Genomic DNA, 16,415 nt, shown 5'->3' on the forward strand with positions numbered 1-16,415 from the left:
GACCCCTCCCGCGAAGGGGAGGGGTTGGGTGAGTAGGTCAGTTATTCGGCGGCGAGTGCGGTCGGCTCCGCGTCGGGATCCTCGACGCTGTCGAGTTCGACGCTGAGGCCCAGGCTGCGCATCTCCTTGACGAGCACGTTGAAGCTCTCGGGAATGCCCGCCTCGAACGTGTCGTCGCCCTTGACGATCGCTTCGTAGACCTTGGTCCGGCCGATGACGTCGTCCGATTTGACCGTCAGCATTTCCTGCAGCGTGTAGGCGGCGCCGTAGGCCTGGAGCGCCCAGACCTCCATTTCGCCGAAGCGCTGGCCGCCGAACTGCGCCTTGCCGCCCAGCGGCTGCTGAGTGACGAGCGAGTAGGGGCCAATCGACCGCGCGTGGATCTTGTCGTCCACCAAGTGGTGCAGCTTCAGCATGTAGATATAGCCCACGGTGACCTTGCGATCGAACGGCTCGCCAGTGCGGCCGTCGAACAGGGTCACTTGCCCGGACGAGTCGAGACCCGCCTTCTCGAGCATCGCCGACACGTCGGCTTCGCGCGCACCGTCGAACACCGGGGTGCCCATCGGGATACCGCCGGTCAGGTTGGAGGCAAGCTCCATCACCGCATCGTCGTCCCGCGCGTCGATCTCCTTGGCGTAATGGTCGCCGTAGATATCCTTGAGCTTGGCGCGGATCGCCTTGGCGTCCTTGCCGGTGACGTCCTTGCCGCGCTCGTGCATGCCTTCCAGCATCTCCTGGACCTGCTGGCCAAGGCCGCGCGCGGCCCAGCCCAGGTGAGTCTCGAAGATCTGCCCGACGTTCATGCGGCTCGGCACGCCCAGCGGGTTGAGCACGATGTCGGCATGCGTCCCGTCTTCAAGGAACGGCATGTCCTCGATCGGCAGGATGCGGCTGATCACGCCCTTGTTGCCGTGACGGCCGGCCATCTTGTCGCCCGGCTGCAGCTTGCGCTTTACGGCGACGAACACCTTGACCATCTTGAGCACGCCCGGCGGCAGTTCGTCACCGCGTTCGAGCTTCTCGACGCGGTCTTCGAAGCGGCGGGTGATCACCGCGGCGGCCTCGTCATACTGCGCTTTCAGGGCTTCGATGTCGGCCTGGCGCTTGTCGTCCTTGACCGCGATCTTCCACCAGTCGTGACGGTCGGTCGCTTCGAGCGCGGCATCGTCGATGGTCGAGCCCTTCTTGATCGACTTGGGCGCCGCGGTTGCGACCTGCTTTAGGAGCATTTCCTTGAGGCGCGAGAAGGTGGCGCGGTTGAGAATGCCGCGTTCGTCGTCGGCGTCCTTCTTGAGCCGCTCCTTTTCCTCGGTCTGGATGGCGCGCGTACGGTCATCGATGTCGATGCCGTGGCGGTTGAACACGCGCACTTCGACGACCGTGCCGGCAACGCCCGGCGGCAGGCGCAGCGACGTATCGCGGACGTCCGACGCCTTTTCGCCGAAGATGGCGCGGAGGAGCTTTTCCTCCGGCGTCATCGGGCTTTCGCCCTTGGGCGTGATCTTGCCGACCAGAATGTCGCCCGGCTCGACCTCGGCACCGATGTAGACGATGCCCGCTTCGTCGAGGTTGCGAAGCGCTTCCTCGCCGACGTTGGGGATGTCGCGGGTGATGTCTTCCGGCCCCAGCTTGGTGTCGCGGGCCATGACCTCGAACTCTTCGATGTGGATCGAGGTGAAGACGTCGTCCTTCACGATCCGCTCGGAGATGAGGATCGAATCCTCGTAGTTGTAGCCGTTCCACGGCATGAACGCGACGAGCACGTTGCGGCCGAGCGCAAGCTCGCCGAACTGGGTCGACGGGCCGTCGGCGATGGTTTCGCCGGCCTCGACCGAATCCCCGACCTTCACCAGCGGGCGCTGGTTGATGCAGGTATTCTGGTTCGACCGCTGGAACTTCATCAGCGTGTAGATGTCGACGCCCGATTCACCGGCGCGAAGATCGCCCGTGGCGCGGACGACGATGCGGGTCGCGTCGACCTGGTCGACGATGCCCGAGCGGCGGGCCGCGATGGCCGCGCCCGAATCGCGCGCGACCGTCTCTTCCATGCCGGTGCCGACCAGCGGCGCGTCGGCCTGCAGGAGCGGAACCGCCTGGCGCTGCATGTTCGAACCCATGAGCGCGCGGTTGGCGTCGTCGTTCTCCAGGAACGGAATGAGCGACGCCGCAACCGACACCAGCTGCTTGGGGCTGACGTCCATCAAGGTGATCTGCTCGCGCGGGGCGATCAGGAAGTCGCCGGCGCGCCGCGAAGAGATGATCTCCTCGGCGAAGCTGCCGTCGGGGTTGAGCTCGGCATTCGCCTGCGCGATCGTGTGCTTCGCTTCTTCCATTGCCGACAGATAGATGACGTCGGTCGTCACCTTGCCGTCGATGACCTTGCGGTACGGCGTTTCGATGAAGCCGTACTTGTTCACCCGGCTGAAGCTGGCGAGCGAGTTGATAAGGCCGATGTTCGGGCCTTCCGGCGTTTCGATCGGGCAGATGCGGCCGTAGTGCGTCGGGTGAACGTCGCGGACCTCGAAGCCCGCGCGCTCACGCGTCAGGCCGCCCGGCCCAAGCGCCGACACGCGGCGCTTGTGAGTGACTTCGGACAGCGGGTTGGTCTGGTCCATGAACTGCGACAGCTGCGAGGAGCCGAAGAATTCGCGCACCGCGGCCACCGCCGGCTTGGCGTTGATGAGGTCGTTGGGCATGACCGTCGACACGTCGACGCTGCTCATGCGCTCCTTGACCGCGCGCTCCATGCGCAGCAGGCCGACGCGATACTGGTTCTCGAGCAGTTCGCCGACCGAACGCACGCGGCGGTTGGCGAGGTTGTCGATGTCGTCGATCTCGCCCTTGCCGTCCTTGAGGTTCACCAGCTCCTGCACGACCGCAAGGATGTCCTCGCGGCGGAGCGTGGTGACGGTGTCCTCAGCGTCGAGGCCGAGGCGCATGTTGAGCTTGACGCGGCCGACCGCGCTGAGGTCGTAGCGCTCGGGATCGAAGAACAGGCCGTAGAACAAGGCGTCGGCGGTCTCGCGCGTCGGCGGCTCGCCGGGGCGCATGACGCGATAGATGTCGGACAGCGCGCTGTCGCCGTCTTCCGACTTGTCGGCCTTGAGCGTGTTGCGGATCCACGGGCCCGTGTTGACGAAGTCGATGTCGAGCAGCTCGAGCGTGTCGACGCCCGCCTGGTCGAGCTTGGCGAGATTCTCCTCGCTGACTTCGTCGCCGGCTTCGATGTAGATCTCGCCGGTCTTTTCATTGATGAGGTCGTAGGCGCTGTAGCGGCCGTAGATTTCCTCGGTCGGGATGATGAGGTTCTTCAAGCCGTCCTTGGCCGCCTGGTTGGCGCGGCGCGGCGTGATCTTCTCGCCCGCCTTGAAGACGATCTCACCGCTGTCGGCATCGACCACTTCGTGGCTGGGCTTCATGCCGCGCCATTGCTCGGCGGCGTAAGGGATCTGCCAGCCGTTCTTGCCGCGCACGTAGCTCACGCGGTTATAGAATTGGTTGAGGATCTCCTCGCTGGTCAGGCCGAGCGCGTGGAGCAGCGCCGTGACCGGCAGCTTGCGCTTGCGGTCGATGCGGACATTGACGATGTCCTTGGCGTCGAATTCGAAATCGAGCCAGCTGCCGCGATAGGGGATGACGCGCGCGGCGAAGAGATACTTGCCGCTGGCGTGGGTCTTGCCGCGGTCATGGTCGAACAAAACGCCAGGCGAGCGGTGCATCTGGCTGACGATGACGCGCTCGGTGCCGTTGATGATGAAGGTGCCGTTCATGGTCATGAGCGGCATGTCGCCCATGTACACGTCCTGCTCCTTGATATCGATGACCGACTTGGCCTCGGTCTCGGGATCGATCTCGAACGTGGTCAGGCGCAGCGTGACGCGCATCGGCGCGGCATAGGTCAGCCCGCGCTGGCGGCACTCGTCGGTGTCGTACTTCGGCGGCTCGAGCTCATAATGGTCGAAGTCGAGGTGTGCGGTGCCCGCGAAATCCTGGATCGGGAAAACCGACCGGAGCGTCTTTTCAAGGCCGGAAACATAGCCGCGCGACGGATCGGAGCGAAGGAACTGCTCATAGCTTTCACGCTGAACCTCGATGAGGTTCGGCATGTCGCTGATCTCGTGGATGTTGCCGAAGATCTTGCGGATACGCCGCTGCTTGGTCGTGACCCCAATGGACTTGTGAGGGGCGTCGATCGCTTTGGTGGCCATGTGCTTCCCTGCGCTGCGCGGGGACGCAAGGGTGCGCCCCGCAAATGCTCCCGGCCGGGCCGGGCGTGGTGTGGAGCGCTGATCCCGGCAATCCTCTCCATGCGTACGACCCGTGCGCTGTTCGGGCCCTGTCCCGGAGAGGACGGGAAAAGCCCCGGGGCGCACGAATCCGTGCGGCGGAGCCGTCTATTTGTTGGATAGGGCCGATATAATGCGATTCCCGCGCTTGTGAAGAGGGAAAAGCGCCGGATCGAGGAACTGCGCCGCGTCCCCGCGGGTTTGCCGGTCAAGTCCTCGAATTCGAGTAGGTTTTTGAAATGCGTCGCTTCAGCTTCACGACCCTGGCCATGGTGATGATGGCCATCCTCGCCAACCCCGATTCCGATCCGCAGCGCTTCGACGCCGATCTCTCGCCCGCGGCCGCGGCGATGATGAGCGGTGCGACGGACAGCTCGGCCAGCGCGAACGGCTGACCCGGTCCATCCTCCCTCATAAACTTCAGCATTGGGCTGCCCGGCGGTCATTACCCGGAGCTGGTCGCTAGCAAATTGCCGCACGCGAATTTGCTGCGCCGGCGATCCCCGTTGCAAGTTGATCTTGCACAACTCATCTCCAGCACCCCAAGGCTCGCCGCCAGTCGCCTCTCGCGCAAAGGGTTTGAAGGATGAGCGAAGCCAGGTTCGCCGACGAATATTACACCGTGCGTGACGGGCTTCGGCTGCACTACCGCGACTATCCCGGCGGCAGCGACGACCTGCCGCCCTTGCTGTGCCTGCATGGCCTGACTCGCAACGCGCGCGACTTCGCCCACCTGGCCGAGCGCTATTCGCCAAAGCATCGCGTGCTCGTGCTCGAGTTTCGCGGGCGCGGCGACAGCGAGTGGGACCCGGATTCGGCGCGCTACAACCCGCTGACCTATGCCGGCGACGTGATCGAACTGCTCGACCACCTTGGCCTGCGCCAGGCGATCTTCGTCGGCACCTCGCTCGGCGGGCTGGTGACGATGGCGGTCGCGGCGCTTGCCCCCGACCGCATCGCGGCGGCGATCCTCAACGACATCGGGCCCGAAATCGACCAGGTCGGGATCGACCGCATCCAGACCTACCTCGGCCTAGATCGGCGCTTCGCCTCTTGGGAGGAGGCCGCGCAAGCGGTGTCGGTCAGCCAGGGATTGTCGTTTCCGGCTTACGGGCCAGCGGATTGGGAAGCGATGGCCCGGCGCAACTGCCGCGAGCGCGATGGCGAGATCGTGTTCGACTACGATCAGGCGATCGCGCTTCCGTTCAAGAATGGCGGGACGACGCCCACGATCGACATGTGGCCGCTCTATTCGGCGCTGGCGCAAAAGCCGCTCCTGGTTGTCCGTGGGGAGATCAGCCAGCTGCTGAGCGAGGAGACCTTCGCCAAGATGCAGGCGGCGGCGCCGCACGCGGCCTTCGCCACGGTGCGCGGGATCGGCCATGCGCCGGAGTTGTTCGAGCCCGAGGCGATCGCGGCCATCGACGCCTTCCTGGGGTCACTGACCGACGAAATCGAACGCACGAGCGCCGCGGCTTCGGGTTGAACCGCCACGTCCAGCGGCTAAGGCAGCCCATGCTAGCCGAAGGAAGATGATGGTGACGGAGATCCTCCCTCCGCGTTCGCGCAAGGTAAAAATCCTGGCCACTTTGGGTCCCGCATCGAGCGACCCGAAGACGATCCGCAAGCTGATGGCGGTCGGGGCCGATGCCTTTCGCATCAATATGAGCCACGGCGACCGGCGCCAAAAGGCGAAGCTGGTCGACTCCATTCGCGCGCTGGAGAAGGAACTGCGGCGCCCGACCACGATCCTGTTCGACCTGCAGGGGCCCAAGCTACGCGTCGGCACGCTCGACGGCGGCGAGGCGATGCTTGAAAAAGGGCAGCGCTTCACCCTCGATCGCAATCCGGCGCCGGGCGATGCCACACGGGTCGAACTGCCGCATCCCGAGCTGTTCGAGGCGATCAAGCCGGGCACGCGCGTGCTGATCGACGACGGCAAGGTGCGGCTTCAGGTCGTCAGCCGCGCCGAGAATGAGATCGTCACCGAGGTCGAGGTCGGCGGACGGATTTCGGACCGCAAGGGCGTCAATGTGCCCGATGTATTGGTGCCGATCCCCGCGCTGACCAAGAAGGATCGGGAGGATCTTGCCTTCGCGCTAGAGCAGAAGGCCGATTACATTGCCTTGTCCTTCGTCCAGCGCGCCGACGATGTGGCGGAAGCGCGCGCGCTGATCGGCGACCGGGCGGCGTTGATGGTCAAGGTCGAAAAGCCCGCCGCGATCGATGCGCTCGAAGACATTCTGGCGCTGGCCGACGCGGTCATGGTCGCGCGCGGCGACCTTGGCGTCGAGCTTCCGCCCGAAGGCGTCCCGCCGCTGCAGAAGCGGATCGTTGCCCGCGCCCGCGAACTCGGCAAGCCGGTGGTCGTCGCGACGCAGATGCTGGAATCGATGATCACCTCGCCCACGCCGACGCGGGCCGAGGTCAGCGACGTCGCCAATGCCATTTATGACGGTGCCGACGCCGTAATGCTGTCCGCCGAGAGCGCTGCGGGCCAATATCCGTGCGAGGCGGTCGAGATGATGGACCGCATCGCGCGCTCGGTCGAAGGCGATTCAGCTTATGCCGAGCGCGTCCACTTTACCGCGACCCCGGCCGAGCCCACCACTGCCGACGCCTTGGCCGAAAGCGCCGGGCAGATCGTCGACACGATCGATGTGCGCACGATGGTCTGCTTCACCAGCTCCGGCTCGACTGCGCGGCGGATCGCGCGAGAACGATCCAAAGTGCCGCTGCTGGCGATGAGCCCGAGCCAGTCGACCGCGCGTCGGCTGGGACTTTTGTGGGGCGTGCACGCCGTCCACACCCGCGACATCGGCAGCTTCGAGGAAATGGTCGAGAAGGCCAAGCGCATGGCGCTGCGGCACAAGCTTGCCGATGGCGGGGATCGGCTGGTGCTGATGGCCGGCGTGCCGTTCGGCACCGCCGGGTCGACGAACGTGCTTCACGTCGTGCGGCTGACCGGCGACGAGCTCGACCGCTACCGCGCTTCAGCGGGGAAGTAGGGCGGGCACCTCGTCCGCGATTTCGCGCGCGAGGAAGCCGAGCGGGCCGATCTTCTTGCTGAGCGCGCGACCAGCTTCGCCATGCAGCCAGACCGCCCACAGCAAGGCGCTCAGCGGGTCGGTCCCGCGTGCAAGCAGGCCGCCGGCGATCCCGGCAAGCACGTCGCCGCTGCCCGACACGCCAAGCCCGGCCGCGCCATCGGCATAACGCCACACCTTTCCCTCGGGCGTGACGACATGGCTCGTGACGCCTTTCACCAGCACGATCGCGCGGTAGAGCTGCGCCGCCTCGCGCCCATTCCCGACGGGGTCGCGCTCGACCTCCTCGGGCGTGCAGTCGAGCATCGCCGCCATTTCACCGGCGTGCGGCAGGAGCACGGGAAGGGTCGGACGCGCCTTGTCGGGCGGGTCGAGGGGCTCGAGCGCGCGCAGGAGCGCCGCGTCGAGGGCGAGGCGCGCGGGCGATTCGAGCAAGGCGTCGGCGATGCGCTTGCATACGTCGCCTTCTTCGACGCCCATGCCCGCGACGACCGCGTCGGACTCCTTGGCCAATGCGGCGATGTCGTCGACGGCGGAGCCCGCGAAGCCGCCGTCGCGATGCTCGGTCAGGCCGATGACCATCGCTTCGGGCATGGCGATGCCGAGCGGCGCCGCGACGCTTTCGACCGTCGCGACCTTGAGCGTGCCCGCGCCGGCGCGCATTGCCGCCCTTGCCGCCAGCAAGGCGGCGCCGGGGACGTCGCGGCTGCCGGCGAGGATCAGGATGCGGCCCTTGCTATGCTTGTCGCCCCCGACCACCGGCGGCAGCGGATGCGCGTCGAGCGCGGCGCGGTCGAGCGGGCGGATGTCGCTCACCGCGTGCCTGTCATCGCTTCGGGCTCGGCAGTCTTGGTCGTCCCTTCCTGCTCCATCGGCGCGCCGTGGTTCCACAGCACCAGCTTGGGCACGCAAAGCGACAGATGGTTGGGCTCGAAATCATAAGCGGCGATCCCGCAATTGAGGATCTCGGACTGCTTATCGATGGCCAGGATGTCCGCTTCAGTCAGCTCATCGAGGATGTAGCGGAAGCACAGCACAACGACCTGGTGGCAGACGACGAGCACCCGCTTGTCGGCATATTGCAGGTTAATCGTGTTCATCACCGAACGAAGGCGCAGGATGACATCGGCCCAGCTCTCCCCGCCGGGCGGCCGGTGATAGAATTTGCCCATCTTGGTGCGGTGCGCGGCCTCGTCGGGGAATTTCTCGCGGATGCCGACCGTGGTCAGGCCGTCGAAAATGCCGAACTCGCGCTCGCGCAGGCGCTCATCGATGACCGTCGGCTTCGCGCCGCCGGCCAAGCCGCCGGCCTTGCAGATCGCTTCGGCGGTCTGGCGCGCACGGATATACGGCGAGGAGAGCAGGATCTCGGGCTTTTCCTCCTCGGGCAGCCCCGCGAACCATCGCCCGGTCGCTTGCGCCTGTTCATGGCCAAGGTCGGACAGGGGCACGTCGACATCGCGCAGGTCGAGGTCGATGACGCTCAGGCCCGCTTCATGCGCGGCGTCGCGCGCGACATTGCCCTGGCTCTGCCCATGCCGCACCAGCCACAGGCGGTCGGGCCAATTCTGACGCACGGGCATGCAGACCCTCCTTTCAGTCAGGCTAGGGAAAGCACGAAGCCGCTTTTTTCTCCGTCGGCGCGCGTTCGGCGTCGGTGGAGGACGATGTTGCGATATCCCTTGTGCCTTGCGGCAATGACGTTGGTAGCCGCCTGCGCCACGCGCACAAGCGAGGTGGCGTCTTCCGCGATCCCGCCTCCACCGCCGCCGGTGACGATTTCGCACCCGGTCTTGCCGACGGGCGCATCGATGATCGGAACGAGCACGTTCGCAACGATCCTCGAGGCACCGCCAAGCCCGACCGGCGATGTCGCCCCGCAGCGCAACGACTTCGTCAGCCAGGAACATTGGTACGCGCGCGAGAACGGCATCAGCGTCGCCGAAGCGAAAAAGCGCATGGCAGATCAGCAGGCGATCAGCGCCGAGTTCGAGGGGCTGCGCGCGCGCCTGGCGGCGAACGAAAGCGACAATTACACGGGCGTGCGCATGGTCCACCAGCCCGACTGGGGCTATATTTTCTACTTCAAGCGCGACGCCGCCGCGACGCTCGCCCGCCACACGCGCAACCCGCGCTTCCGGGCAGCGCCGGGCCGCTTCACCGATGCCGAAATCAAGGCGTTGGTCCAGCCCTGGGCGGAGCGCTTCGGCAAGGCCGGGATCATGGGCGGCTACGGCGTCGACGGCACCACCGGCACGGCGCAGATGATGATGAGCGTCGACCGCGAGGAATATCGCGCGATCGCGGCGCGCGAAGGCTGGGGTACGCCGCCCGACGGAATTGCGCTCGAATTCAGCCGCTCGTTGGCAATCCCGGCTGTCGACCCGCGCGTTGCGGGCCTCCTTCGCGGGTTCGCTTATGAATCGCGCGCGACGGTGATCCAGCTCGAAGCGGGCTTTTCGGGCCGGATCATCCTTCATGACGGCTGCTTGCGGCTCGGCAAGGCCGACGGGCCGCTCGTGGTGTTCCACCGCGAAACGGGCATCGGGCTCGACCGCCAAGGATATCTTGCGCTGATCGACCGCCACAGCGGCAAGCCGCTCGGGCGCATCGGCGAAATGATGAGTTGGGCCGGACCGAACGAGGCCAAGGACTATGTTGGTCTCGACGCGCTCAAGGCGGCGTGCGGCGGCAACGGGTCGGTGATCAACGCCGGCAGCCCCGAGAGCCGGGCGCGGTTCGAGGCGCGTCATCCTTCGTCCCGGTCGCGGGGCTAGCCGCGCCCAGGGCTCGATTCGCGCGCCCAAGCATTGATGCGGCCTCATGACCGGACAACATGGCCAGATGTTTGCCAGCTTCTTCCAGGCTGGGTTCGAATGTTCGTCGCATCGGCGGCGCGATGGCGTGCGCCTCGACCTCATCCGCGCCACCGGGCACGATCGGCATGCGCTGGGCGATTATCGCCAGTGCCGCGAACACGGGCTGCGCACCATCCGCGATGGCCTGCGCTGGCACCGGATCGAGACCGCGCCGGGCCACTATGATTGGTCGAGCTGGCTCCCGATGCTCGAAGCGGCGGAGGAAGCGGGGGTCGAAATCATCTGGGACCTGTTCCACTACGGCTCGCCCGACCATGTCGATCAGGCCGGCCGCGACTTTTCCAAGCGCTTCACCGATTTCGCCATGGCCGCGCTGGAGGTGCGCAAGTCGGTCACCGACGCCGCGCCGCGGGTGTGCCCGCTCAATGAGATCAACTTCCTCGCCTGGGCGGTGGACGACGGTTACATCCCGTCCGACGGGCCCGACGAACGCGGCTGGATGAAGGAACAACTGGTCCGCGCGGCCATCGCGTCGTCGAAAGCGATCAAGCGAGACTACCCGGACAGCATCGTCATTTCGGCCGAACCGCTGATTCACATCGCGCCGCATGACCGGCGCCGAAGCACCGTGCGCGCCGCCGAAGCCAATCTCCGCGGCATGTACGAAGCCTATGACTGGATCATGGGTTTCGAAGCGCCCGAATTGGGCGGCGATCCTTCGCTGATGGATGTCGTCGGCCTCAACTTCTACCCGCACAACCAATGGTATTTCGAAGGCCCGACTATTCCCCTGGGCCACCATGAATATCGCCCGCTGGCCGACATGCTGGTTGAAATGGCGACGCGTTACGGCAAGCCCCTGATGCTGTCGGAAACCGGGGCCGAGGGGTCGGGCCGGGCGTCATGGCTGCACTATGTCTGCGGCGAGGTGCGAGAGGCGATGGTCAAAGGCGTGAAGGTGGAAGGGATTTGTCTTTACCCGATCACCGCCTACCCGGGCTGGGACAACAGCCGCCACTGCGATGCCGGATTGTTTTCAACCATCACGGCCAACGGCACGCGGCACGTGGACGGGCGCCTGCTGGCTGAGCTTGAAGCGCAGCGTGCGTTGTTCGGGAGCGGAGACGCGAAGACGCCGCGGCTTTCCCTGGCTAGGTAATCGGCGCCGGTTGCGGGCCTTCCGACGGGGTGCCGACGAACGGCCAGCCGTCGCGCCAGATGATGCGGTCGATAAGGAGGATGCGGCGGCTGTTGATCAGGTCGTCCTGATGCTGGCGTGGCCGGTTCACGTCGATCGCATGATAGACGATCCAATGCTGTCCGGCCTTGTCGGTGACGATCGCATTGTGCCCGGGCGCGAGCCAACGCTCGCTTTTGAACAGCATCAGGCTGTGGGGGATACCGCGCGCCTCCTCGAGTGTCTCGAACGGGCCGGTGGGGAGGGTGAGCGGGCAACCATCACGCCATATTCGGCATCCGGCCCGCAGCAATTGTCGCCCGAGTAGAACAGATAATAGAATCCGTCGTGGGCGATCACCCAAGCGGCTTCCACCAGGCGCGGGAATGCGCCGGGCAGGGGATTCGGCCAGATCAGATCGACCGGCACGCTGTCAGGCGCGAAGGACAACCCGTCGGCGCTCAGTTCCTGCACGCGAATCGGCTGGAAGCCCGATCCCCAATAAAGATAGCGCTTGCCCGACGCGGGATCGTCGAGGACCATCGGGTCGATATATTCGAAGCCCAGTCCCAGCAGCAGCGGCATGCCGGCATCGACGAACGGCCCCGAGGGCGATGTTGCGGTCGCAATGGCCAGGCAATGACCGCGCTCGGGCACATCGCAGACATCCGGCGTCGCCGAATAATACATGACGTACCGGTCGCCATCGCGAACGACATAGGGCGCCCAGAAATCCTGCGTTTCGCGCGCCCAGCCGGGACGGTCGGGAAAGGCGTCGCCCAGATGCTGCCAATGGACCAGGTCGCGTGAGCGAGCGACCTGGATGTTGACCCACGCGCCTTGCCGCTTCGTCTGCGTGGCATAAGCATAATAGAAGCCGTCCGGGGCAAGCAGCACGGATGGATCGGGGAAATCCTCGTCCAGGATCGGGTTGGCGTAGGTCCCGGTGACGGTAGCTGGGATCGCTAGGTCAGGCGCATTCACGCAGCGGCAACGGCATCCGCGTTGTGAGGTTCCCGCTTCCCGTCCATCCGCCGGAAGGTCGCCAGCGCCTGCCCGACGATCTGGTCCATATTGTAATAGCGGTACGTCGCCAGGCGCCCGACGAAGGTCACACCCTCCGTCTCGTCGCCAAGCGCTTCGTAGCGCTTGAACAGTTCCTGGTTCTCGGCACGCGGGATCGGATAATAAGGATCACCCTCGGCCGACGGATATTCGTAGGTGATCGTCGTCACCGGCGCCTGCTGGCCGGTCAGATGCTTATATTCGCTGATCCGCGTGTAGGGAACGTCCGGGGCAGGATAATTGACCGTGCCCGTGTCCTGGAAGCGCTCCTGCTCGAGCGTCTGATGGTCGAACGTCAGGCTGCGGTAGGGCAATTTGCCGAAGCGGTGATCGAAATATTCGTCGATCGGCCCTGTAAAGATCAAATGCCCGTAGTCGACGCTGTCGCGGACCTCGCGGAAATCGACCCCGGTGCGCACCTCGATATTGGGGTGGTCAAGCATCCGCTCGAACATCCGCGTGTAGCCCTCCGCCGGCATCGCCTGGAAGCTGTCGGTGAAATAGCGGTCATCGGTGTTGGTTCGCGTCGGGATGCGCGACGTGACCGACTTGTCGAGCTCGCTTGGGTCGAGGCCCCATTGCTTGCGCGTATAGCCCTGGAAGAACAGCTCGTAGAGCTCGCGCCCGACGGCATTGACGACCACGTCCTCGGACGTTTGGATATCCGCCACCGGCTCGGCGCGCGACGCGAGATAGGCGGCGGCGTCCTCGTCGGTCTTGAGGTCGAGGTCGAACAATTCGTTGAGCGTCGTCCGGTTGATCGGGATCGGCACCAGCCGGTCACGCACGACTGCGCGGACGCGGTGCTCGTACGGCCGCCATTCCGTGAACTGCGACAGATAATCGACGACCTGGTCGCTGTTCGTGTGGAAGATGTGCGGCCCGTACTTGTGATAGAGGATGCCCGCCTCATTGGGCTCGTCATAGGCGTTGCCGCCAATGTGCGGCCGCCGGTCGATCAGCAGCACCTTGGCGTCATGCTGGGAGGCAAGGCGCTCGGCAAGCACGGAGCCGGCAAAGCCGGCTCCGACGATCAGATAATCGTAATGCTCGCGGCCCGATTGGTCGCCGATCATTCGGCCGCCACGAGCAGCGCGGGATTGTCGACTTGTTCGCCCATGACCTGGTCGATCAGGCCCGCCATGCGCGCCTGGACGATGTCCCAGCTGGCCGCGGACAGCATCAGGTCGGCTTCCGCCAGCCAGCCGCTTTCAGGATCGCGGCTAAGCGCAAGCGCCTTGTCGCATGCCTCGGCAAAGCCTTCGGCGTCCCCGGCGATCTGCACCCCTTCGAGGTGGCCGTAATGGCGCACGACGTCGCGCACCGGGGTCGACACGACAGGCTTCCCACCGGCGAGATATTCGGGCGTCTTGGTGGGCGAGATGAATTCGGTCGATTCGTTCATCGCGAAGGGCATCAGCGCCACGTCCCAGCCAGCAAGATAGGCCGGAAGCTGGCCGTAGGTCTTGCTGCCGAGATAGTGGATGTTGGGCCGCTTGGGCAGATCCTCGTCCGAGATCTTGACCACCGGGCCGACCATCACGAACGACCAATCGGGGCGCATTTCGGCGACCTTGGCAAGAAGGTCGACATCGAACCGCTCGTCGAGGACGCCGTAGAAGCCAAGGCGCGGCTTGGGCAGCTCTTCCTGGTCGGCTGGGTCGAACAGGCGTGCGCGGGCTTGGGCGAAGTGCGCGCGATCGACCGACGAGGGGAAGCAATGGACGCTGTGATGGCGGTCCTTCTTCGCCTCGTACAGGCTCGACCCGCCCGTGAAGACGAGGTCGGCGCGGTCAATGAGTTCCTGCTCGAGCTCGAGCAATTTGACCGGCGCAAATTTGAACTTGGACAATTCGTCCATCGCATCGAACACGGTCACGTCGGCCGCAAGATGCCGCGAGAACGGCAGCATCATGGGCGTGTAATACCAGCTGAGCAGCGGACCCTTGATCGTCGCGACATGCGCATCGAGCAGGCGCGCCAAGGCGGCATCGCGCGCGTCCTCGGGCATGCCCTCGGGCAAATGGGGCACGACAATGCGCACGTTGGCGACATCGTCCGCCTCGCGCACCTTGAGGAACGGCGTCTCCTTGCGGCCGATCTCGACCGGTTCCTCCCAGTAGATGACAGGCATCGTCCGCGCGAAGCGGCTCATCAGATGCTGCGGGCGCTGAAACACGAAATTCCACCGCAAGTGCGAAAAGCAGATCAAGGTTGGGGCGTGCGGATCCTTCGCCGGTTGTTCGGACGAAGTCTCGACAGGCACGCCGACGCGCGTAAGCATTTCTCTGTTTACCCCTATGAATGGACCCAACATCTGAACGGCAGGCCGCCGACGCTGGTTCCGTCGAACTAATCGAAGTTAGGTAATAATCCCACATATTGCAGTGCAGCACGCGCCAGCGCGCCCGATTGACGCGCCAAGCCGCCCTGTGGAACAGCGCGGGGAACAGGGAGGCCATCTTGGCGACAACCATCGAGGAACTGGAAAAACGCCGCGAACAGGCCCGTTTGGGCGGTGGCGAGAAGCGCATTGCGGCGCAGCACGCCAAGGGCCGGCTGACCGCACGGGAGCGGCTGAGCGTGCTGCTCGATTCCGGCAGCTTCGAAGAATATGACATGTTCGTCGAACATAATTGCGCCGACTTCGGGATGGAGACGCAGAAGATCCCCGGCGACGGCGTCGTCACCGGATCGGGCACGATCAACGGCCGGCTGGTCTATGTTTTCGCGCAGGATTTCACCGTGTTCGGCGGGTCGCTGTCGGAACGCCATGCGCAGAAGATCTGCAAGATCATGGACATGGCGATGAAGGTCGGCGCGCCGGTCATCGGCCTCAACGACAGCGGCGGTGCGCGCATCCAGGAGGGCGTCGCCAGCCTCGGCGGCTATGCCGAGGTGTTCCAGCGCAACGTCCTCGCCAGCGGCGTCGTGCCGCAGATCAGCCTGATCATGGGGCCGTGCGCGGGCGGCGCGGTCTATTCGCCGGCGATGACCGACTTCATCTTCATGGTGAAGGACAGCAGCTACATGTTCGTCACCGGCCCCGACGTGGTGAAGACGGTAACCAACGAGGTGGTGACGCAGGAGGAACTGGGCGGCGCGGTCACGCATACGACCAAGTCGGGCGTCGCCGATGTCGCGTTTGAGAACGACATCGACGCATTGCTCGCGACGCGCGAATTCTTCGACTTCCTGCCTTTATCCAACCGCCACGATCTGCCCGAGCGGCCGAGCGAGGACCCGGCCGAGCGCATCGAGGACAGCCTCGACACCCTGATCCCGCCGAGCGCGGCAACGCCCTACGACATGCACGAGCTGATCCGGAAGGTTGCCGACGAGGGCGATTTTTTCGAGCTCCAGCCCAAGCATGCCGCCAACATCCTGACCGGGTTCATCCGCATCGAGGGGCGCACGGTCGGAGTCGTCGCCAACCAGCCGATGGTGCTCGCCGGCGTGCTGGATATTGCGTCATCGAAGAAGGGCGCGCGTTTCGTCCGTTTTTGCGACGCCTTCGACATCCCGATCCTGACCTTTGTCGACGTCCCCGGCTTCCTCCCCGGCGTCGCGCAGGAGCATAACGGGATCATCAAGAACGGCGCCAAATTGCTGTTCGCCTATGCCGAGGCGACCGTGCCCAAGATCACCGTGATCACGCGCAAGGCCTATGGCGGCGCCTATGACGTGATGGCCTCCAAGCACCTGCGCGGCGACCTCAACTACGCCTGGCCGACCGCCGAGATCGCGGTGATGGGCGCCAAAGGCGCGGTCGAAATCATCTTCCGCAAGGATGCCGGCAACGCCGAGGAAATCGCCAAGCGCACGGCGGAGTATGAAGAGCGCTTCGCCAACCCCTTCGTCGCCGCAAGCAAGGGCTTCATCGACGAGGTGATCATGCCGCACTCGACGCGGCGTCGCGTGGCGATGGGGCTACGCAAGCTGCGCAACAAGCAGCTCGAGAATCCGTGGAAGAAACACGATAATATTCCGCTGTGAGCGCCTACACCGCCACCATCCG

The 16,415-nt window shown here is 65.2% G+C and carries 14 protein-coding genes; 6 read left to right on the forward strand and 8 right to left on the reverse strand.

The features are described from left to right. Window positions 1-41: 41 nt before the first annotated feature. The gene (rpoB, locus tag H9L13_RS04470; RefSeq protein ID WP_187539385.1) at window positions 42-4,211 is read right to left on the reverse strand and encodes a DNA-directed RNA polymerase subunit beta; all 4,170 of its coding nucleotides are present in this window, start codon (window positions 4,209-4,211) and stop codon (window positions 42-44) included. A gap of 317 nt (window positions 4,212-4,528) precedes the next feature. Between rpoB and H9L13_RS04475 the strand changes: the two genes are divergently transcribed. The 3 genes from H9L13_RS04475 (at window position 4,529) to pyk (ending at window position 7,297) form a co-directional block, all read left to right on the forward strand. Next, the gene (locus H9L13_RS04475) at window positions 4,529-4,684 is read left to right on the forward strand and encodes a hypothetical protein (RefSeq protein ID WP_187539386.1); all 156 of its coding nucleotides are present in this window, start codon (window positions 4,529-4,531) and stop codon (window positions 4,682-4,684) included. A gap of 191 nt (window positions 4,685-4,875) precedes the next feature. Next, a complete protein-coding gene (locus H9L13_RS04480; protein ID WP_187539388.1) occupies window positions 4,876-5,775 on the forward strand; it encodes an alpha/beta fold hydrolase in 900 nt (299 codons plus the stop codon). Window positions 5,776-5,821: 46 nt separating this feature from the next. After that, on the forward strand, window positions 5,822-7,297 hold the full coding sequence (gene pyk, locus H9L13_RS04485; protein WP_235091182.1) for a pyruvate kinase: 1,476 nt from the start codon (window positions 5,822-5,824) through the stop codon (window positions 7,295-7,297). Here pyk and H9L13_RS04490 read toward each other — a convergent pair. Genes H9L13_RS04490 through H9L13_RS04500 form a run of 3 tightly spaced genes read right to left on the reverse strand, consistent with a single transcriptional unit; the run spans window position 7,283 to window position 9,164 of the window. Continuing rightward, the gene (locus H9L13_RS04490; protein ID WP_187539390.1) at window positions 7,283-8,152 is read right to left on the reverse strand and encodes an NAD(P)H-hydrate dehydratase; all 870 of its coding nucleotides are present in this window, start codon (window positions 8,150-8,152) and stop codon (window positions 7,283-7,285) included. The two genes, pyk and H9L13_RS04490, sit on opposite strands and share 15 nt — an antisense overlap. Continuing rightward, window positions 8,149-8,919: a histidine phosphatase family protein gene (locus tag H9L13_RS04495; protein ID WP_187539392.1), complete on the reverse strand. Its 771-nt coding sequence runs from the start codon at window positions 8,917-8,919 to the stop codon at window positions 8,149-8,151. Before H9L13_RS04495 ends, H9L13_RS04490 begins: the two co-directional genes overlap by 4 nt. 17 nt (window positions 8,920-8,936) lie before the next feature. Next, window positions 8,937-9,164, reverse strand: a complete 228-nt coding sequence (locus H9L13_RS04500) for a hypothetical protein (protein ID WP_187539394.1) — start codon at window positions 9,162-9,164, stop codon at window positions 8,937-8,939. Between H9L13_RS04500 and H9L13_RS04505 the strand changes: the two genes are divergently transcribed. Together H9L13_RS04505 and H9L13_RS04510 are read left to right on the forward strand one after the other, a co-directional pair. Further along, window positions 9,148-10,113, forward strand: a complete 966-nt coding sequence (locus H9L13_RS04505; protein ID WP_187539396.1) for a hypothetical protein — start codon at window positions 9,148-9,150, stop codon at window positions 10,111-10,113. The two genes, H9L13_RS04500 and H9L13_RS04505, sit on opposite strands and share 17 nt — an antisense overlap. A gap of 46 nt (window positions 10,114-10,159) precedes the next feature. After that, window positions 10,160-11,314 carry a glycoside hydrolase family protein gene (locus tag H9L13_RS04510; protein WP_187539398.1) on the forward strand — a complete coding sequence of 385 codons (1,155 nt, stop codon included), beginning with the start codon at window positions 10,160-10,162 and terminating at the stop codon, window positions 11,312-11,314. On the opposite strand, the gene H9L13_RS04515 is transcribed toward H9L13_RS04510, so the two are convergent. The 4 genes from H9L13_RS04515 to H9L13_RS12715 are packed head-to-tail and all read right to left on the reverse strand — an operon-like array spanning window position 11,307 to window position 14,681. Then, window positions 11,307-11,540 (reverse strand): family 43 glycosylhydrolase, encoded by a 234-nt coding sequence (locus tag H9L13_RS04515; protein ID WP_244954826.1) that lies wholly within the window; start codon window positions 11,538-11,540, stop codon window positions 11,307-11,309. The genes H9L13_RS04510 and H9L13_RS04515 overlap by 8 nt on opposite strands. Next, a complete protein-coding gene (locus H9L13_RS04520; RefSeq protein ID WP_187539402.1) occupies window positions 11,540-12,316 on the reverse strand; it encodes a glycoside hydrolase family 43 protein in 777 nt (258 codons plus the stop codon). Before H9L13_RS04520 ends, H9L13_RS04515 begins: the two co-directional genes overlap by 1 nt. After that, window positions 12,313-13,473 (reverse strand): UDP-galactopyranose mutase, encoded by a 1,161-nt coding sequence (gene glf, locus H9L13_RS12710; protein WP_187539404.1) that lies wholly within the window; start codon window positions 13,471-13,473, stop codon window positions 12,313-12,315. The genes H9L13_RS04520 and glf overlap by 4 nt, the downstream gene beginning before the upstream one ends. Beyond that, window positions 13,470-14,681 carry a glycosyltransferase family 1 protein gene (locus tag H9L13_RS12715; protein WP_187539406.1) on the reverse strand — a complete coding sequence of 404 codons (1,212 nt, stop codon included), beginning with the start codon at window positions 14,679-14,681 and terminating at the stop codon, window positions 13,470-13,472. The genes glf and H9L13_RS12715 overlap by 4 nt, the downstream gene beginning before the upstream one ends. A 179-nt stretch (window positions 14,682-14,860) precedes the next feature. Here H9L13_RS12715 and H9L13_RS04535 point away from each other — a divergent pair, with 179 nt between their 5' ends. After that, the gene (locus tag H9L13_RS04535) at window positions 14,861-16,393 is read left to right on the forward strand and encodes an acyl-CoA carboxylase subunit beta (RefSeq protein WP_187539407.1); all 1,533 of its coding nucleotides are present in this window, start codon (window positions 14,861-14,863) and stop codon (window positions 16,391-16,393) included. The last annotated feature ends 22 nt before the right edge of the window (window positions 16,394-16,415 follow it).

The organism is Sphingomonas lutea, from assembly GCF_014396785.1.
Taxonomy (GTDB): domain Bacteria; phylum Pseudomonadota; class Alphaproteobacteria; order Sphingomonadales; family Sphingomonadaceae; genus Sphingomicrobium; species Sphingomicrobium luteum.